Origin of the sequence: Pontivivens nitratireducens (genome assembly GCF_011290545.1) — a bacterium.
GTDB lineage: Bacteria > Pseudomonadota > Alphaproteobacteria > Rhodobacterales > Rhodobacteraceae > Pontivivens > Pontivivens nitratireducens.
In genome coordinates this window covers 72911-95008 of record NZ_CP049813.1, presented here as the reverse complement: position 1 = coordinate 95008, position 22098 = coordinate 72911, and the positions used below count along the sequence as shown (strand labels likewise).

At 65.3% G+C, this 22098-nt stretch carries 3 protein-coding genes (1 of these 3 running past the window's edge); all 3 read left to right on the top strand.

What is annotated here, in order from left to right; translation table 11 throughout:
• Tightly spaced (each overlapping or abutting the next), the 3 genes in view from G8E03_RS15360 to G8E03_RS15350 form a layout consistent with a single transcriptional unit that may run on beyond the window.
• Positions 1-19967, top strand: partial view of an LEPR-XLL domain-containing protein gene (locus G8E03_RS15360; RefSeq protein ID WP_205793450.1) — the 3' portion only. 11845 nt of this gene lie to the left of the window's left edge; 19967 of the gene's 31812 nt are visible here — the last part of the coding sequence; its start codon lies off the left edge, out of view; the stop codon is at positions 19965-19967.
• A complete protein-coding gene (locus G8E03_RS15355) occupies positions 19964-20245 on the top strand; it encodes a DUF3467 domain-containing protein (protein ID WP_166194590.1) in 282 nt (93 codons plus the stop codon). The genes G8E03_RS15360 and G8E03_RS15355 overlap by 4 nt, the downstream gene beginning before the upstream one ends.
• Complete coding sequence (locus tag G8E03_RS15350; protein ID WP_166194584.1) at positions 20242-22098, top strand: GAF domain-containing protein; 1857 nt, start codon at positions 20242-20244, stop codon at positions 22096-22098. The genes G8E03_RS15355 and G8E03_RS15350 overlap by 4 nt, the downstream gene beginning before the upstream one ends.

The following is a 22098-nucleotide window of genomic DNA, read 5'->3' as shown; positions in this document are numbered from 1 at the left end:
TGGCGGCATCGGCTGCGGCCTCCGCCGGGTCGGTTGGCGTCAGCGTCGCCGGTGCGGGTGTCGCGACGGAAAACCGGGTCGAGACGGACGTGAACGCGCGCATCACCGGCACCGGGGCGGAGACGATGAATGTCGGCAGCCTGAACGTGAAGGCCGCGGATCAAAGCCTGATGAACGTGTTCACGGGTGCGGCTGCGATCTCCGCCGCGTTCGGGGGCGTCGGGGTCGGTGTGTCCGTGGCGCTGGCGGCCTCGATCAATCAGGTTGAGAATGACGTCTATGCCGGCATCACCGCCATCGACCAGATCAATGCGGGCGGCGATGTGGCCGTGCGGGCGATTACCGGCGATACGCAGCCGGCCTCCGCCTTGACGGGGTTGAGTGCTGCACAGTTGAACGATGCGGTCTCCTACGATCAATATGAGGACAGCGAGGGGCGCGATCGCCCGGTTGCGGCAGATGTCACCGGCGATGCGGCCATTCTGGAAAGCCTGCGGGCCAAGCTGGCCGCCGTGGGCGAATATGCCATGGGCGAACTGCGTCTGGGTCTGATCAAGCAGCCTGCGGATGCGGATCAGCGCGATTCCGATGGCAATCTGATTGCCACCTCAGACGATGGATCGACGGTCTGGCAGTTGCAGGATGCCGAGGGCAACGCCTGGTCGCTGACCATGACCTCGGGCGGTTCGTTGAGCGCGCTGCGCACCACGATCAATTCCGCAGCCGTTGCGGCGGCTGTGGCGATCACCGCCGGCGGTGTCGCGGTGTCGGTGGCGGGCGCAGGCTCACTTGCGGTGAACACGGTTCTGAGTTCCACCAAGGCGGAGATTACCCTCAGCGATATCGCCACGACGAATGCTGGTGACGTGATTGTCGAGGCGCAGAATGCCTCTCGGATCAATGCGGCGGTGATGTCGGCGGCGGTGTCCGTGGCGGTTGGCGGTGTTGGCGTCGGGGTTTCGGTGGGGGCGTCCTTCGCCCGTAACTTCATCGGGGCGACCAGCCTGTTCTCGAACGATCCGACCGACGGGTCCGTCGTGGCGCAGATCGTCGATTCCGGTATCGTAGCCTCGGGCGATGTCATCGTTTCGGCCAGCGGCAACCAGCGGATTTCGACCGTGGTGTTTGCCGGGACCGCAGCGGCTGCGGGTGGCAGTGTCGGCGTGGGTGTCGCGGTCGGCGGCGCGGCGGCGCAAAACGTCATTCGCATGACGGAGACGGCACAGATCATCAGCAACACGACCACCGCCGTTTCGGGTGCGACGGTCAGTGTCGCGGCGCAGGATGCCAGCCGGATCGACGCGGCGGTCGCGGCGGTGGCGCTGACGATCGCGGCGGGCGGCGTTGGTGTCGGCGTGTCGATTGCGGGTGCGGTGGCGATCAACGATATCGACAACACGATCACGGCGCAGATCGACGAAGTGGCCGGCAGTGCCTCGGTCACGTCCACGGTCGGTGACATTTCGGTCACGGCGCAGGACAGCGGGCAGATCAACTCCGCCACGGGGGCCGCGGCAATCGCGCTGGCGGCTGGCGTTGTCGGTGTGGCGGTCGCTGGGGCCGGGGCGGGTGCAACGAACCGGATCGGAAGCACGGTCGCCGCACGGGTCGATGGCGCGACGCTGAATGCGGCGGGCAATATCATCGTGCGGGCGCAGGGCAATGCGCAGATCAATGCAGCGGTTCTGACGGCGGCGGCCTCTCTCGCAGGGGGGAAAGTCGGTGTGGGCGTCGCGGTCGGTGGATCGACTGCGGTCAACATCATCGGGGTGAACAACAGCACGGACGGCTCCTTCGCGGAGGTGACCGGGGCCACGATGACCGCTGGCGGCGACGTCACGGTCGAGGCTTTGCAAACGACAACGATCAACACCATCGTTCAGGCGGTGTCGGCGGCATTTGCGGGCGGCGGTGTGGGGGTCGGAGTCTCGGGCGCGGTGACGCTGTCGAACGCGACGCTGGCCTATGCGGTGGATGCATCTGTCAGCGAGTCCACCATCACTGCGGGCGGTACGGTCAGTGTGAATGCCGAGGATAGCGGCACGATGCTCAGCATTGTCGGCGCGACCTCCGTCGCGGCGGCGGTCGGTGTTGTCGCGGTCGCGGTGTCGGTCGCGGTCAGCGTGGCTTCGGGTGTGATCGACAACCGTGTCACCGCCGAGGTTTCCGGCACGGACGTCACCGCCAGCAACCTGAGCGTGACGGCGGCGGACAACATGAACAACCGGGTGATCTCGGCTGCATCCTCCGCTGCGGTGGCGGCGGGGATCGGAGCTGCGGTGGCGGGCGGCGGCGCGCAGGCGACGCTAACCTATACCACGGATGTCACGGCGCAGATCACGGGCGATACGGGCGACGTGTTGCGCTTGTCGAGCGCGCTGAATGTCGGGGCGACCTCACGCTCCACCATGCTGTCCGAAACGCTGGGCGCCTCGGCTGCGTCGGGGATGGTCGGTGTGGCGGCATCGGGCGTTAACGCGACTTTGATCTCACGGCCAGACGTTCGCGCGACATTGAGCGGCGTGCGCGTTCAGGATCGGGAGAGTGGGACCGCGACGCTGGATGTGGCGGTCGATGCGATCTCCCGCATGAGCACGACGGCGCGCATCGCCTCGGTGACGGTGGGCAGCACCGCCGCATTGGGCGGTGCCTCGGGCATCATGGTGCTGGATGCGAATGTTCTGGCGCAGGCGGGCGGCGTGCTGGATGTTCGCGACCTCAGCGTGTCGGCGCGGACTGACGGGATCACCGACGGGGGCCGCACGGCGGACCTGACCTCCATCGCGGGCGGCGGTGCCCTGTTGCTGAGCGCGCAGGGCGCGGATGCGCGGATCACCGTAACCAACGACGTGAAGGCGGAGATCCTGGGCGATGCGGACATTTCCGCGCGGGACATTTCCGTCATTGCGGATGGCGACTCCGATATATTCGCGCGGGGCTATGCCGCGACCGTCGGTTTCGTGGGTCTGGGCGGCGCGGGCAGCTATGCCGATACGACCGCAGTGATTGATGCGACCATCGGCGCGGGCGTGGCCCTGTCCGGGCGCAATCTGACGATCTCCGCCGATGGGACGAACGCGGCGCGGGGCGCGGTTGCGGTGGGTGCGGCGGGCGGTATCGCGGCGGCGGTCAACATCGTGGACGTGGACATCGACGCGGATGTGACAGCCTCGGTCGCGGATGCGAGCGGTTTCGCCACGCAGGCCGATATCGATCTGAGCGGGGCGTTCAACCTGAGCGCTTCGCACGATGCCCGCCCCGACAGTGAGATTGACACCATCGCGGGCGGCGCCATCGGGATCACGGGGGCGATCAGCAATATCGATATAGACTCCACCGTTCTGGCGCGCGTCGGCAGCTATGCGGACGTGGATTCCGGGACGGCCAGCTTCGGCGCCTCCAGCCAGGTGACCAAGAATGCGGTCAGCGGCAACAACATGACGGCGAAAACCGGCGGTCTGGCCAGCGCGGCGGGTGCGTTGTCGCGCGGTGTGCTGAACCTCGACACGCGGGTGGTGTTCGGCACCAGTTCCGACGTGGAGACGACGGGCGATGTGGATGCGAATGTCGCGAACCTGATTACCTATAAGGAAATCCTGAACTTCTTCACCGCCGGTGCGGTTTCGGGCGCGGCGGGCAACAACACCATCGACGCCAGCAATGTGACGGGCGAGGTCCGTCTGGACAGCGGCGCGAACCTGCGGGCCGGTGGTCAGATCACGATGGAGGTCGATGGCCTCTACGATATCTCGATCAAGACCAGCGCGGAGACGTGGGGTCTGGCGACCGCAGCGGCGGGATCGGCGATCATCACGCTGACGCCGTCCAACCTGATCACGATGGAAAGCGGATCGACGATGCTGGCGGTGGGCGATCTGACGCTGACCACGGGCGTGGGCGCTGATTTCGTGACGACGCAGCACAATCTAGCCGTGTCGATGGAGACATTCGCAGGCTCGCTGGTGCCGCTGGACGATATCGCGGCGCGCGCGACCTATGTGGCCTATAACACGATCAACGTGAAATCGGGCGCGGTGATGGAGAGCTATGGCTCCATGTTGCTGAACGCCGATCAGAACGCGGTGTTCGATACGGACTCCTTCGCCAAGGCGACAAGCTGGATTTCGGCGGCAACGGATGCCGTGGACGGATTGCTCGGCGGGTCGATGGCCGATCAGGACGACGGCGAATTGCTGGTCCGGGCCTATGGCAAGGTGGTGAATGACGGGATCGTGCGCACCGGTGCGTTCCGCCACAAGACGTTGATCATCGACAACCGGATCGTGGGCACGGGTGCGGATACGCGGCTGGAATACTACTCCTCCGGCTCCAGCCTGGTGCTGGGCGATCTGAACGGCGACGGGCGCAAGGATACCATCGCGGATCGTGCGATGGCGGCCTATGGCACTCGCGTGGCCAGCGATGTGGGCGACATCGCCTTCACTGCCGGAACCTCCAGCGTCAAGAGCAGCGCGCAGTTGGAGATCGAGCAGCTTCAGGCCGGCTTGGCCCAGTACGGCGACAACCCCGCGTTGAGCGCAAGCTATACCGCCGCGATCACCGCGTTGGAGCAGCGGATGCTGGCGCTTGGCTTTGCCGAGATCCAGACGGCGAACGGGGTCGATACCATCGTGCCGTTGCAGCCCGAAATCCAGTTGATCACAATCGCACCGGTCAAGGCCGAGGCCGGGCAGGTCCGTGTCTTTGGCAACCAGTTGTCGGGCAGCGGTCTGTTCGACACGCCCAAGGATGCGTCGATCCTGATCACCAACAACACCGAGGCCAGCATGGTCATCGAGGGGATCGAGATCCCCGAAACCAATGGCGGCCTGCTGTTCAACGGTGTGGACATGACCGCCAACAATGCCGGCACGATGCAGGGCACGCTGACCACGCAGATCAATGCCAAGATCACCGCCGCGACGCGCCACGTCTCGGACGTGACGATGGACGGTGATGCGATCTCGTTCAGCTATTCGCTGGAAACGCTGAACCTGTCGAATGACGTGCCCGATTTGCCGGGCAACGTGTCGGCGGCGACGCGGGCCAGCTTTGACGCCGCGATAGATGAGAACAAGGGGCCGCGGGTCTATATCTCCGTCACCAATGACGTGCGGGCGATCAAGGCGACGCGGGAGGCAGCCTATCCCGGATTCTACGGCGACGACGCGCTGCCGCCGCAGGACGTTCTGATCCAGGGCGATATCGTCAACCGGCGTGGCATCGTCGGCATCTTCAACGACCGCTCGCCGGGGGCCTCGATCAGCCAGACGGGCGATATCCTGTCGCAATTCGCGGATATCGTCGCGACCGGCACCATCAGCATCAACGCGAAATACGCGGCCTATCTGGGCGGCGATCCCTATGGGGAGATCGTGGGCCTGACACCCGGCGGCACGGGGGAGAGTGCGGGCAACGCATCCTCCATCGGCAACACGCTGACCGATGGCAGCCGCGGCTCGATCCAGGCGGAGCGGGTCAACGTTTCGGGTGAATACATCAACGTCGCCGGTCTGGTGCAGGCGGGCAAGGCGGACTTCAAGGTGACGCTGGGGGCCAGCGAGCGCCAGCAGATCCTGAACGCCACGGCCGTGGTGACCGAAATCCGCAGCAGCAATTCCGACTTCCTGCTGCTGTACAACCGCGTGACGGGTGTTCTGTCCATCGAGGCGCTGGAACCGGCCGGGGGCCGGATCGAGATGAGCGGCAACGTGGTCAGCACCGGATCGGGCGTATTGCGCGCCTATTCGGGGTATCCGCAGGTCGAGGTCATCAACAACATGAACCTGGGCGATGCCATCGACATCGTGGTCAAGGGCATCGACGGTGCGACCCGTGGTCAGGGCGAGATCGTCATCAAGGACAAGACCCGCAACCAGTCGGGCGACGGCGATATCATCCGCAACGCCTACATCTACAAGAAGCTGGCCGACGGCACGCTGGAATATACCACCACCGACACGGTGACGAATGCCACCAGCGTGCATGATCTGGGCAACGGCAACAGCACGACCTTCGACACGTCGGAGGATTACCGCTATGGCTTCACCATCGGGCAGAGCGAGCAGACCAAGGTCATCTATCGCTTCGGCAAATCGGGGTGGCTGGGCATCGACTTTCTGGCGCAGGATCCCAGCCCCAGCAACATCGTCGAGGGGCCGACAACGCTCAGCTCGGAACTGCTGCCGAACTCGAACTACTTCTTCAAGCGGGCGGGCGATGCGTCGGATTACGCCTATTCCGCCATCGTTCAGGACGATCCCGATCTGGATGTTCCCGCGAAGCTGACCAAGAAATGGACCACCTCCACCTGGTACGGCAAGAAGACCTATTATCAGGAATGGACCGAGCTGTTCGGCAAGTTCACGCTGCACAACCACGATGTGAACGCATCGCGCGACATCGCCATCGAGTTCATTCACAACGATGCCGCGAACATCACCATCGACGCGGGCGATTCCGACCTGATCGTCGGCGGCCTGATCCGCAACGACACCGGCACCACGACGCTGCGCACCACCGGAACGCTGACGACGCTGGGTTCGGCGGGGGGCAGCGGTCCGACGGTCAATGGCAAGGTGATCTCGCTGACCGGAACGGCTGGCGTGGGGTCCGCCACCGGGGCGTTTCTGACCAGCCTCGCCGATGGTGTGGCGGGATCGCGTCTGGACGTGACCTCCTCGGGCGACATCTCGATTCTGGAAGTGACCGGCGACATGACAGTCGGCACGATCACCGGCGGTGGTCTGGTGACGCTGCGGGCGACAGGCTCGATCCTCGGCTTTGACGGCAACAACCGGGTGACGGGCGGATCGGTCACGATGATCTCCACCTCCGGCGCGGTCGGATCCTCGGCCACGCGGATCAATGTGGATACCGGCGATCTGGTCACCAGCCTGCTGAACGTCACCGCGAATGACGGCGTCTACGTGACGGAGGTCGCGGGCGACCTGCGTGTGAACGCGATCAGCGCGGGCGGCGACGTCTACGTTGCGGTCAACAATGGCGATCTGCTGGACGGCAACCGCACGGAAACCCGCGACGAACGCGCCATCGAGGAACTGCGCGGCGCATGGGGCGCGGCCTCACTGACCGGCACCGCCGCGGCGGAGAAGGTTCAGGCCGCCAAGGATGAACTGATCCAGAGCAAGACGGATCAATATGCCACCTATTGGGCATGGCGTTCGGTGCAGGACGATTACACCGTTCTGATCCCGGGGGAGGCGAATTACGACGCGGCGGCGCTCATCACGCTCAACGTGTCCGAGCAAGCCTATCTGGAGCAGCAGTTCGAGGATGAGATCCGCGCGGCGGAACCCGATCTGACGGATGTGGAGGTCGCGGCGAAGGTCGCTGACGGTGTCGCGGCCCTGCGCGCCAGCCGCACCGAACAGTTCCGCGATCTGCACGCCACTTACGGTGGACTGACGACGACATATGAAATGACCTACCGTGTCGCGCTGACACAGGCGGAATCCGACCGGATCGACGCCTCCATCAAGGTCTGGACCGAGGATGAACTGGTCAACGCGGTAGGTGCCGGGTTGCTGAAACCCGTCACCGACACGCAGAGCACCATTGAGGCGGACAACATTGTCGGCGCCGCCGTTACGCTGGATGTGGCGAACGGCACCATCGGGCGGACCGGGGGTCAGGTTCTGATCACCCTGACCTCGGGCGCGTTGAGCGAGGATGACCGCCTGACGCTGGCCTCGGCGGAGCGGGACGACATGTATTTCCTGACGACCGAGCGTGTCGCCGCCACGGTCGATTTCGCGGGCGCTGACATGACCCGCAGCAGCGGAACATGGGATGCCGCATTCCGCGTCGGGCAGCGTATCCAGATCGAGGGGACGACCGCCAACGCGACCGAGGATGGCAAGCTCTACACCATTGCCAGCGTGTCGGGCGATCGTCAGACGATCACCTTCACCGAAACCTTCGCACAGGCGGAATCCGCCCAGTCGGTACATGTCTCGGGCGTCAGCCTGGACCCGCGCGGCATCAGCGCTGTGACGAATATCAGTGTGGTGAATTCCGGCACCGCGATCCAATCGGCGGCGGGCACGTTCAGCGACTTCGAGATCGGGGACAAGATCCTGATTCAGGATCAGGTCGCCATGACCGCGCTGGAGGAGCAGACCTTCGTCGGCTCCACCAATGTGGGGGACAAGGACAACCTGCTGATCGTCAGTGGAATTTCCGCCGATGGTTCCACCATGACCTTCGGTCAGGTGCAGGTGGACGGCACGACGTTGGTGGATATCGCGACGCGGCCATTGCATGACGAGGCCACCGGCGGCGCCGATGTCGTGGTTGGCCAATGGGTCGATCTGTTCGCAGTTCAGGTGCAGGAGCGTGAGGATTTCGACCTCAACGCGGGCGGCATACTGAAGGTGACAGCGGGGGGGGAGACCTTCCTCGGCTCGGAAAAGGACGTGAAGCTGAACGTCATCACCGTGGACGGCGATCTGCGGGTCAAGACGGCGGGCAATATCGTGAACGCGCTGGGTGTGGCCGGGGCGACCAATGTCTCGGGCGATGATATCGTTCTGGAATCCGGCGGCGGGGCCATCGGTGCGAACACCGATACGGGCCGCATCTATATCAATACCTCCACCATCGGCAGCCTGACGGCGCGCGCGGCGAATGATATCGCGATCACGGAAGTGGACGGCGATCTGAGCCTCGGCACGATCTATTCACGCTCCGGCGATTTCGATCTGGTGGTGGACGGATCCGTCATTGACGGCGTCGGGACGGAGTTCGCGAACATCCAGGCCCGAAACATCAGCATCGAGGCTGGCGGGGCCATCGGCTCGGTTGCCAATGCGCTGGAATTCTACGCGACGGGTGACGGCCTCGTGACGTTGCACGCGGGCGGCGGCGACATCGTGGTGTTGGAGACTGAGAGCACGCTGAACCTGCGCAATGCCTACGCGATCGGCAATATCGAGATCAGGGCCGTGGGCTCGATTGCGGATGCGGTCGATCTGGTGGATGTGTCCGATCCGGACAGCGCGGATGCGGGCGGTCTGGCGGCGGTCGATGTCAGCGCGGGCGGCTCGATCCTGCTGGAATCGACGCTGGGCTTCATCGGTCTGGCGGGCAACGACATCGAGATCGACTCCAACCGCGGCAATGCGGCGGGAACCGGGACCGTGACGACCAAATCCGGTCAGAACCAATACATCCGGGAGGCGGTGGGCGACATCAATGTGGCCACCCTGGAAACCGATCTGGGCAAGACCGCCTTCATCGTCGCGACCTCCGGCGCGATCCTGAACGCGGCCGGGGTCGGCGTGTCCAACGTCAAGGGCGGGCGGGCTTATCTGTCGGCCACCGGGCATATCGGATCGGCGTCCAAGGCGCTGTATACCAAGGTCGGCACCTTGCAGGGTCTGTCGGTCAATGGCGGCGTCTGGCTGACCAATGACGGCGCGCTGTCGGTTGACGTCATCAACTCCGGCTTTGCGTTGCAGACGGCGGGCGACGCGGTGATCACCACCGAAAGCCCGGTAACGATCAGCGCGGACGTATCCGTCGCCGGAAATGCGCAATTCCTCGCCACGGAAACCGCGTCGGACGGCAATGATACCTTCACGTTGAAGTCGGGGGTTCATATCGACGTCACGGGCACGGTTCTGATCCGTGCGGGCGACGATGTGGTGACGGAGGCGGGATCGCTGATCACCGGCGCGTCCATCACGATCGAGGCGGATTACGACGATGCCGATGCCTTTGGCGGCGACATCACGATGGCCGGTCAGGTCATTGCGGAAATCGGCGGGATCCAGATTACCTCGAACGCGGCGGACGATGCCATCACCATGGCGGCAATCGGTGCGCTGGACGCGGGTGAGGCGGTCGTGACCGTCGCGGGCGGCACGGCGACGACGACCACGGCGGGCGCGGTGGCGGACACCTCGCAGCTCTATTCGCTGTGGGCCAAGACGGATATCACCATTCTGTCGGCCACCGGGTCGGACAGCATCGACATTGCCGGGCGTGTGCGGGCGGAGAACGACCTGACCATCGATCTGGGTGTCGGGGACGCGGCGACCGATGCCGCGACCTTTGGCGGCACGCTGGAGGCTGGCAATGCGTTGCACGTCACCGATACCGGCGCGGGGCGCACGGCCTTCGGCGTGACGGGCGACATGAGCGCGGCGACCATCACGCTTACCACTTCGGACGGGGACGATACCGTCACGATGGGCGGCAGCATCACGGCGAGCGGGGCGATCCTGATCGACACGAATGCAGGCTCGGATTCCGTCTCGACCGGGGGGGCCATGACCTCAACCGGCAGTTTGATCACCATTGATCTGGGCGCGGCGGACAGCGGCACGGAAAGCCTGATCCTGGGCGGCACCACGACCGCGAGCACCGCGATCACCATCAGCGATACCGGCGCGGGCCAGACCACGCTGAACGCCGGCGGATCGGTCAGCGCGGGCACGACCCTGACGATTGTGACCTCGGACGGGGCGGATGATATCGACTTCGCCGGATCGCTGAGCGCGGCGGGCACGCTTACGCTCGACACGAATGCAGGCTCGGATGCGGTGGATTCCATCGACGGCGCGACAATCACCAGCACGACGGCGAATGTCCTGATCGACCTGGGCGCGGATGACAGCGGTGCGGAGGTCGTTTCGCTGGGCGGTGCGATCAACGCCGCCACCGATCTGACCGTGACCGATACGGGCGCCGGTTCGAGCAGCCTGACGGTCGGCGGATCCATGATATCGGGCGGAACGTTGAGCGTTCTGACCTCGGACGGGGCGGACATGCTGCGGTTCGAGGGGGCGCTGCAATCGGCGGCGGCCCTGACCATCAACACCGCGCGCGGTGGCGATCAGGTCACGACGGTGACGGGTGCGACCGTGACCAGCACCGGGGCGCAGGTTCTGATCGATCTCGGCGCGGCGGACAGCGGCGCGGAAACGGTGACGCTGGGCGGAACCGTTCAGGCAGCGACCAGCCTGACCATCAGCGATACCGGCGCGGGCCGGACCACGCTGACGGCGCAGGGCGCGCTGATCGCGGGCACCGTGCTGGATATCGACACCTCGGACGGGGCGGATCTGATCCGGTTCGAGGGATCGTTGCAGGCGCAGGACGAGGTGACATTGCACACCGCCGCGGGCGCGGATGACGTGACCTCCGTCAGTGGAACGGTGACCTCGGTCGCGGCCTCCGTCACGATTGATCTGGGGCAGGGCGACAGTGAGGCGGAAAGCCTGACTGTTCTGGGTCAGATCAGTGCCGCGACCACCGTCAGCATCAATGATGATGGGGCGGGCGATACCTCGACCTATACAATTACCGGCGGAATCTCCTCGGGCAGCCTGATCGAGTTCATCCTGGGCGATGGCGACGATACGGTGCTGCTGGACGGAGCGATGACAGCCAGCGAGCGGTTCGAACTGGACGCGGGCGAAGGCTCTGACGCGGTGACGGTTGCGCAAACGGGCGCGCTGATCGCGACCAATAGCGGCAGCGTGGACGCGGTGGTCGATATCGACTTCGGCGCGGATGATGCGGGTGACGAAAGCCTGACCGTCATGGGCGTGATTACCGGCAAGACCTCGGTCAGCATCGCGAACACCGGCAGCGGCACCACCGCCTTCGACAATTCCGGCACGATCCAATCGACGGAGGGCTTCGTGCTCTACGAGGGTGCAACGGGCACGGATAGCGTGGTGAACACCGGTACGATCAGCGCCCAGACATCGCTGCGGATGTATCTGGATGCGGGCGACGACAGCCTGACGGTGACGGGCACGGCGGAGGCCGATGCGGTGCTGCGCAGTGTGACGGATGAGGTTCGCGTCGATCTGGGTGTGAATGACGGGGCGGCCGAGACGGTCGCGCTGACCGACACGCTGATCAGTGCGGGCACACAGGTCGTGATCTGGGACCGCGATGCGGGCACCACCGATATTGATATGCGCAACAGCACGATCAGCGCGGGCGACCGGGTCAATCTGGAACTGTCCGACGGGGTCGGAACGCTGGATCTGGTGAACGCCACGATTACCGGCGGCAATTATGTCGAGATCGACGGGCGTGCTGGCGATGACACCTATACCTTCGATCTGGACTCCGTCGTCTCCACCACTGTCAGCGGTGATGTGAACATCACCATGGGTGAGGGCGACGGCGCGACGGATACCGTCAACAATGATGGCCTGTTCAGTGCGGTGCGCGATGTGCGGATCAACGATCAGGGCGCGGGCAAGACGGTTCTGAACGTCACCGGCAACGGTCGGATTCTGGCCGGTCGTGATCTGGATATCCGCACCTCGGACGGTGAGGGGCGGATCACCTTTACCGATGCCACGCTGAGCGCGGGTGACGATATCGTCCTGCTGACCGCATCAGGCCGCGATTTCGTGACCTTCCTGCGGGGCAGCGTGACGGCGGTGGACGCCGTGACCATCGACACGGGCGAGCGGGGCGTCACAGGCACCGACGACCGCGATCAGCTGCGGATTGAAAGCGCGAGCTGGGATGCCACGCGCATCGACATTGATCTGGGCGAGGACGACGACATGCTGTGGCTGCTCGACCCCGCAGCCTTTGACGGGATCGCCAGCATCGAGGGCGAGACCGGCGACGACCGGATCGAGATCGTGCGTCTGGATGCGCAAGCGGATGGCGACAGCCTGCTGATCGACGGCGGCGTCGGCTCCGACGATATCTTCCTGCAAACCTGGGGTTCGATCACCGGGGCGGCGGGTGCCAAGGATTACATCATCGACGTGCATGACAGCGGGGCCGCAAACGATGGCGCCGACACCATGCAGATCGACGGCACGGCGGAGGCGGATATCTTCCTCAGCCGTGGCAACTTCGCCGCGCTGATGCACGGGACCGAGGATCAGATCCGCAACAATGCCAGCGACCGCCCGCAATCGGTGGAGCGGATCAACTACGACACCTCGCTGAACGGGCGTCTGACGTTGTTCGGGCATGATGGCGACGATACGTTCATCTCTGACGACAATGCCACGATGATGACGATGGATGGCGGCAAGGGCGACGATCAGTTCCAGTTCGGCCAGATCTTCGGCAACAAGCCCAGCCATGAGTTCTTTGCCGACAACGGCATTGCGGCGGGCGATGATATCGACGCGCTGCTGACCACGCGCGGCTGGCTGTCCAAGGGCATCCGCTTCGCCACCAACGCCAAGGGGGGTGAGGGCGCGGATACGTTCACCGTCTATTCCAACAAGGCAAAGCTGAAGCTGGAGGGCGAGGACGGCAACGACATCTTCATCGTGCGTGCCTTCGTCCTGCAAGGGGACGGGTCGGGGACCGCCGACAATCTGGTCGAGGTGCGCGGCGGAGTCGGCGACGACAATATCCAGTACAACGTCAATGCGCCTGTCGATATCGACGGCGGCGCAGGCTTCGACCGGGTGATCGTTCTGGGCACCGAGGAAGCTGACAACTTCGTGATCACATCCGAGGGCGTGTTCGGTGCGGGGCTGAACATCTCGGTCTCCGGCGCGGAGGAAGCGATCGAGATCGACGGGCTGGAGGGGGACGACAATTTCTTCATCCTGTCCACCAGCGCCTTCGCGGTTACCAGCGTGATCGGCGGTCTGGGATCGGATACGTTCACCGTTGCGGGTGACGTGACGGAGCGGATCATCTCCTCCGACATCGACGGGCGGTCGGGATTGATCAACCATCAGGGCGTGTCGGCCGACGATAGCTATGACGGTGTCTTCATCGCCGGTCTGGGAACGACCATCGCGGATCCGAACAAGGGTCAGGTGGTGATTTCCAACGATACCGGCACGACACCGGGTGAGTTGACCGTGGATGAGGCCGGGGGGAGCGACGTCTATACCGTGGTTCTGGCCGCTGCGCCGACCGCCGCGGTTTACGTGACGGTTTCGGCCGGTCGCGCCTCATTGCAGGATCGCGATCTGGCGGTGCCTTCCATCACCGGCACACCCGGGCTGTCGATCAGCGGGCAGACGATCACCCGGACCTCGGGCAGCTGGATCGCGGACGGCTTCGCGGATCATCACTCGATCACGCTGGGCGGCACCACGGATCTGGACAATGACGGCACCTATCGCATCACCGGCATCACGGCGACGACCATCACGGTCGAAGGTGTGTTCGGCGGCGGGGATGAAGTTCTGGCGGCGGATGTCACCGCCACCGGCGGCATCGCGGACAGCGTGCGCGTGTCCTCGAACGGCAGCGATTATGCCGATGCCATCGTCCTGACCTTCGACGCCAGCAACTGGAACGTCGCGCAGACCGTCAGGGTCGAGGCGGCGCAGGACGCGGCGCAGGAGGGTCAGAAGCTGGTCCAGATCAGCCATGGCGTGCAGTCCGAGGACGCGAACTTCGATCAGGCGCAGGTTGAGAATGCGGAAGTCACCGTGCTGGACGATGACAAGCCGGAACTGCTGATCACGCAGACCGGCACCGACACCTATCTGCACGAGGGCGTCTCAGGCTCCGAAATCACGGACACCTACGACATTCGCCTGACACGTCAGCCCAATCCGGGTGAGGTGGTGACGGTCACGTTGACCGATGACAGCAATTCCGGCGATCTGACCTATTCCAAGCGGGTGCTCAGCTTCGACGCGTCGAACTGGGATCAGGCACAGACCGTCACCGTAACGGCCAAGGCGGACGGCATCGTCGAGAACAGCGAGGGCATTCGGATCACCCACGCCGTGACCACCTCGGGCGGTGTCTATGACACCACGACCGAAAGCTTCCTGGATGTGACGGTTTCGGACGGGGACAGCGCGGGCGTTATCGTGCGCGAGAGCAATGGCGACACTCTGATCATCGATCAAGCCGGAGAGACCGATACCTACACCATGCGTCTGACCAAGGCGCCGACACAGGATGTCGTGATCAACATCGCGGATGACGGCCAGACGCGGGTCGTCGCGGGCGGGCGTGTCGTGCTGAACCAGCTGGCGCTGTTTAGCGGGGCGTTGCAGTTCGTGCACGTGACGGACGGGCCGGATTATATCGTGCGCACGGATGGCGGGGATTTCCGCACCGACGGTTTCGCCATCGGTCAGAACTTCGACGTGACGGGCACGGCGGATAATAACGGCGCCTATGCGATCGGCGCGATCGTGCAGGACGGCAGCCGAATCGAACTGGCCGGCGGCATGACCGTCGCCACGGAAACCGGGGCCGCCACGCTCGACACCACGGTCGCGCAGGTGACGTTCACCACGGACAATTGGGATCAGGAGGTCACGGTCACGCTGGAGGCGGACCCGGACTTCGTCCCCGACAGCCTGAGCTATGTGACCAAGGTGTTCGCGACCGAGCCGCACACCACCTCCAAGATCGCGGGACCGCTGATCATCGACGGCGGCCCGACCACGGGGCGTGAGATCCGCCATGCCGTGATGCTGCCGACGGAGCGTGACAGCGGGCCTCTCGACATCAACGTGGTGATCGACGAGACGCAGCAGACCGACCGTGTCTTCATCCACAACGACACCTCGGTGGCGGTGGATTCCGGCTTCATGCGCAATATCGTCGATGCGAACGGAATCTCGCGCACGCTGGTCAACGGACTGGGCATGGGCACGGGGACGCTGACCTTTAACGAGGGCACGCCGGATGCGCCGATCTTCAAGACCTATGATCGCGGCGTCAGCTTCCAGCAGATCGAAGTGACCGAGGTTCTGCTGGGTCAGGGCAACGATCAGTTCACCGTCGACGGCTCGAACGCCACGGCGGACGGGGTGACGGCACCGGCGATCACACTGCTGCACGGCGGCGGTGGGTCCGACCGGATCACCGTCAACGACATTACCGCGGACACGCTGTTCGTGGTCTATGGCGACACCGACACGGACGGCGCGCGCTATAATTGGGAGGGCGGCGCCGTGAATGGCAACGCTCTCAGCTTCGACGCGGTCAATGGCGGGGTGGGCTACGATGCCAACGACTTCGCGGATGTCATTGATGCGAGCGGCGTGCAGAGCGCGGGACTGACGATCTATGGCGGGGTCGGGGACGACACCATCACGGGTTCGCAAGGGGGCGACCATATCGCGGGCGGTTCGGGCGATGACCGGATCGACGGGCAGGGCGGCAACGACCACATCTACGGCGATGCAGGTTTCCGCGTCGAAGTTCTGAGCCGCGAATTGATCGTGGATAATTCCGTCAACATGACGCCGGAATTCGACAGCGCCGACACCCGCGCGCCGGGCGATGACAGCATCGATGGCGGCACGGGCGCGGATATCATCCTGGCCGACTATGGCTACATCCATCAGCTGGCCGGAACGCTGCGCCTGGGTACGACCGGCAATGTCAGCCGCGTGGAAAGCCGCACCTTTGACTTTGGCGGTGACGATACCGTCGCGGGCAACGAGGGTGCGGATATCGTCATGGGTGGCAAGGGCGCGGACCGCATCGATGTCGGTGCGGATGCGAACATCGCGTTCGGCGATCACGGCTATGTCGATTTCGACGGGGCCTACGCGGTGGCGATCGGTGGCCTGGCGGTCACGATCGGCGGCGAGGACTTCCTGTTCGGCGGCAGTGCTGCGGACATTCTGATGGGCGGCGCGGGCGACGACCGCTTGACGGCGGGCAACGGCACCAACATCGTGATCGGGGACTATGCCCGGATCGAGGGGGCTGCGGGCGTGACCCCGACGGCAGGTCTGCCGATGGCGCTGGCCTCCATCGTGGGAACGGATGTGGCCGCAGGCGGCGCGGACGTTCTGACAGGCGGCAGCGGCTACGACATCGTGATGGGCGGTCTGGGTTCCGACCGGATCCTGACGGATGGCGACGGCGCAACCTCGGACGCGGGGGATATCGTCGCGGGCGACTATGCCCGGTTGGTGTTCCGCACGGACATCGCAACGGACGCCCGCCCGATCCTGACCTTCGCCGAAACCACGGACGAAACCGTCGGTGGTGTGGATGAGATCACCACCGGCGCAGGCGGCGATATCGTTCTGGGCGGCGCGCGTCAGGATACGATCCAACTGGGTGAGGGTGACAACATCGCCATCGGTGACGCGGGCGTTCTGACTGGCTCCACCACGCTCGATCCACTGTCCGGTGCCGCCCCGATCCGGTTGGAGCGGGCAGAGAGCCGTCGCAGTTCGCTGGCGGGCAACGATATCATCACGGCGGGTGCCGGGGCGGATATCGTCATCATGGGATCGGGCGACGATGCGTTCATCTCGACCGATGGAGGCGGCAGCTACAAGGGCGATATCGTCGCGGGCGACAATGCCGTGCTGACATTGCGTGAAGCCTCGGTCGGTGGGGTTTATATTCTGAACATGGCGGCCAGTTTTGACGATGCGGTCGGCGGCAACGACGTGATCGTGACGAAGGGCGGCGCGGACATCGTGATCGGTGGCGCGGGTTCCGACGACGTGACGGCGGGTGAGGGCGACAACATCGTGCTGGGCGATACCGGTACCTTGACCGGCAGCCTGACACAGACCCTCGGCGGGGGGGCGGCTCCGATCTCGCTGGTGCGGATCGTGACCGGCGATGTGGCGAATGCCGGATCGGACACAATCACCACCGGCTCCGGCTCGGATATCGTGGTGGGCGGTTCAAACTCGGACGAGGTGGTCTCGGACGGGGGGGCGAACATCGTCGTGGGTGACAATGCTGTGCTCGATTTCCGCGCCCTGACCGGGAGCGGGCGTTATATCCTGAGCGAGATCGCGACGGTGAATGCGGATCGCGGCGGGGCGGATATCATCCAGACCGGGGCCGGATCGGACATCGTGATCGGCGGCGCCGATGTGGATGAACTGGACCTGGGCGCGGGCGACAACATCGCCATCGGCGACAGCGGCGTCCTGACCGGTAGCCTGACCGATACGGTCTATTCGGGCAGCGCCTCCATCGCGCTGGTCGAGGCGCGCAGCACCGACTTCACGATCGGTGGCGCGGACCAGATCATCACCGGTGAGGGGCGTGACATCGTCATCGGGGGCGCGGATGGCGACCGGATCATCACCGGCTATTCCGCCGCCGACATGGCCGATATCGTTCTGGGTGATGAGGGCCGTATCCAGGTTCGCGCGTTGGAGGCAGACGGCGATTACATCGTGACGCTGATGCAGTCCCTCGCACCGCAGACGGGTGGCGGTGACGTCATCATGACCATGGGCGGCTCCGATCTGGTGATCGGCGGCGTTGGCGGGGATGAGATCAACCTGGGCGCGGGTGACAACATCGCGCTTGCCGATGCCGGCGCGCTGGTGGGTGAGGCGACAGGAATACCGGGTGCCGGAAACGCACCGATCCGGTTGAGCATGGCGGTCAGCGATCAGGTCTCGCTGGGCGGGGCGGATTACGTCACCGCCGGCGATGGCGCGGATATTGTGATCGGCGGGGCCGGGGCGGATGTCTTGCAGCTCTATGCGACGGCGGCGGGCGATGCGTCCAACGTGGTTCTGGCGGATGCCGGCATTCTGCGCCTGCGGACACTGGGCGTGGATGGCCGCTATATCGTCACCGACGCGCAATCGCGCGGCACGACCGGGGCCGGAAACGATCAGGTGCTGACCGGGGATGGCGCGGACCTGATTATCGGTGGTCTGGGTGAGGACAACATCTCCGCCGGGGGTGGTGACAACGTGATCCTGGGCGACAACGGCCGGGCACGGGGCGGCAGCGGTGTCGTTGCGGCGAATGCGGTGCCCATCGCCTTGCAACTTGTCTCGAGCATAGATGAGACGCTGGGTACGAAGGACGTGATCGTCACCGGATCGGGTGCGGATATCATCATCGGCGGCATGGGCGACGACTATATCGAGGCGCATGGCAACAGCGCCGCCGATCTGGGCGATCTGGTGATCGGTGATGCGGGAACGGTCTCGCTGCGCACGACCGACGCCGTGGGTGGCTGGGCTGTCCGCTTCGCCGGTGTGACGGCGAACGGGCTGGGCGGCGGCGACCTGATCTATGTCGGGGCAGGTGACGACCTGGTCGTGGGCGGCACCGGCGTCGATCTGATCGACACGGGAACCGGCGCGGACATCATTCTGGGCGATGAGGGGCAGTTCATAGCCGACGCAGATGCAGGGGCACGCGCGGGTCAGGGCCTGATCATGGGCGCGGGCCGCGCGATCCTCGGCGGGGCTGTCGAGGCGGACAGCATCTTCATGGCGGACAGCACGGAGCGTCTGGCCGACCGGCGCGATGTGGACTTCGTGTTCGTGGCCAGCACTCTGACCGACTATATCGATCCGCTGCCCGAGGGGATGGTGCGTTTGTCGTTCAACGGCCCAAGCACGCAACCAGTCGCACCGGTCGAGGGCAGGGCTCAGGCCCGCTATGACGATCTGATGCCGATGGTCGAGCCTGCGATGGGGGCCACTGCCTTCGCGGAGATCGGGCTGGAGCGGCTCTCAGGCTTCGGCGCGCTAGACCTCGGCCTTAGCCGTGACCTGCTGTACGCCACACCGGAGGTCGAAGGCACGCGCCTCGATGCGCTGAGCGATGCGATTTGCGCGGCGGATCCGGGGCTGATGGCGACCTGCGGCGCGCAGGGTGGTGAGGTTATCGGCGGGCTGTCCGGTGAAACCGTCATCGAGCGCGGTCCACTGGCGCATATCACCCTCGACACGCGGGAGGACGGGGCGGTTCCCGCCTATGTCTTCAACGAGGAGACTGGCCGCTTCGAGGCGACGCACACCCCGGTTCAGCCGACCAATGGTGGGGCGGAGGTCGCGCTGGAATTCTTTGACAGCGACGGCACCCTGTTCGCCTATGTCGATGACATGGGTGGTTTGTGGATCGTCAGCGGTGAGGACGCGCCCCGCGCCGATGCCCCCCCGGTGGAGGAGACCCCGGACCTCGACGATGCGGATTGGCTGATCGAGGATACGATGGGGGGTGTTGCCCTCGTCGCGGCGGGCGTTACGGTGGCGTCGCAACGCAGGGAGCGAACGAAGCGATGAACGAAGGCACTTCCGCCGGCACGGTTGACTGGAACGATGACGACATGGCGACCAATTTCGCCAATGTCGTCAACATTCAGGGCACGCTCGAACAGATCGAGCTGTTCTTTGGCACCAATCGGACCTGGAATCTGGGGGAGGGGTCGAATGTGCGTGTCGATCTGACTAACCGTATGATCTTGACACCGCATGCGGCCAAAAGGCTCAATTCGATCCTGACCGGTGTGCTGCGCGAATACGAGACGCGGCACGGTCCGCTGAGCGCCGACGAGCCGTGACCGCCGAGACCCGCATCGCGGAGGGGGTCGAGAGCCCCTGGCGGGCGCTGGTCACGGCGGAGGGGTTGCACGATGCGGCCACGGCGTGGACCGCCCTGATGCTGGCCCGGGTCGAGGATATGCCCGGCGCCGCCCCGATTGCCTGCAGCGTTTTCCTGATGCGCGACGGATCGCCCGTATTGATCGGCACCACGCCCGAGGCCCGCAGCCCCGGTTCCGAAATGATCTCCGCCGCCAGATCCGCCCACGATCAGGGCAGGGCGGTCGTGCGGGGCCGGATGCCTGAGCAAGGACAGGCCGGGGCCGTTGCCGCCGCCGTCCCGCTGGAGGTTGACGGAACCGTTCTGGGGCTGGTCGGGCTGGAGATGCGACCCGTGGACAGGGGCATCCTGTCCCACACGATGCGCAATCTGCAATGGGGTGCCGCGTGGATGCGCGACGCGATGCGGGCCGAGCAATCGCGTGCAGACGCGAAGCGGCATGAGCAGGCGGTCCACGCGCTCAACGCTGTCGTCACGGTGGCGGAGAGGGAGGCCTTTCCGACCGCGGCACGCGCGGCGGTCACCGACCTTGCCACGCGGTTCGGGTGCGATCGGGTCTCGCTCGGGCTGCGGCGGTTTGGGCGCACGCGGGTCGCAGCGGTCAGCCACTCCGCCCAGTTTTCCCGCCGCATGGCCCTGATCCGGCAGCTCGCCGGCGCGATGGATGAGGCGGTGGACCAGCGTGCCACTGTTCTGTGGCCCGATGAGACGGAGGTCGTGATGGCGACCCGCGCCCATGCCCAACTGGGGCAGGCAGAGGGGGCGGGCCATATCTTCACCGTGCCGCTATGGGCGCGCGATGCCTTTGTCGGGGCTATCACGTTCGAGCGGCCCGCCGACAATCCCTTCGCGCAGGACGAACTGGACATGCTGGAGGCCGTCGCCACGGTTATCGCCCCGGTGCTGGAGGAAAAGCGCCGCGCCGATCGCTGGATCATCACCAAGGCGGGCGAGGTGGTGCGCACCCAGTTCGCGCGGCTGGTGGGGCCGGGCTATCTGGGGCGCAAGGCGCTGGTCACGGTTCTGATTCTGCTGGTCGCGACCTTCTGGCTGTTGCGCGCCGATTACCGTATTAGCGCGGATGCGCGGGTGGAGGGGGCGGTGCAGCGCATCGTGGCGCCTGCCTTTGACGGCTTCGTGGCGGAGGCCCCCGTCAGGCCGGGGGATCGTGTGGCGCAGGGCGACCTGCTGGTCCGGCTCGACGATCGGGAACTGGCGCTGGAACGCTTGCGTCTGGTCACGGCGCGGGCGCGCCAACAGATCGAGTTCGACAGTGCCGTCGCCGCGCGCGACCGCGCCGAAACCCGGATCCGCGCCAGTCAGATCGAACAGGCGGACGCGCAGATCGCGCTGATCGACGAACAGGTGGAGCGAACGCGGATGCGCGCGCCGTTCGACGGTCTGATCGTGTCAGGCGATCTGAGCCAGTCGATAGGCTCCGCCGTGGATCGGGGGGAGCCGCTGCTGTCCATCGCGCCCGATGGCGAATACCGCGTCATTCTGGATGTGGACGAGCGCCAGATCCGCGACGTCGAGGTCGGCCAGACCGGTGAGTTGCGCGTGACCGCCCTGCCCGAGACGACCTTTCCGTTCGAGATCACGGCGATCACTCCCGTGGCCCGCTACCGCGACGGGCAGACCGTGTTCGAGGTCAAGGCGACCCCCTCGGGTGATTTGAGCGCGCTGCGTCCGGGGATGGAGGGGGCGGGCCGTCTGCTGATCGACACCGACCGCCGCGTGATCGCGATCTGGTCGCGCCCGATCCGCGACTGGACGCGGCTGAAGCTGTGGCAGATGGGACTGGTGGAGTAG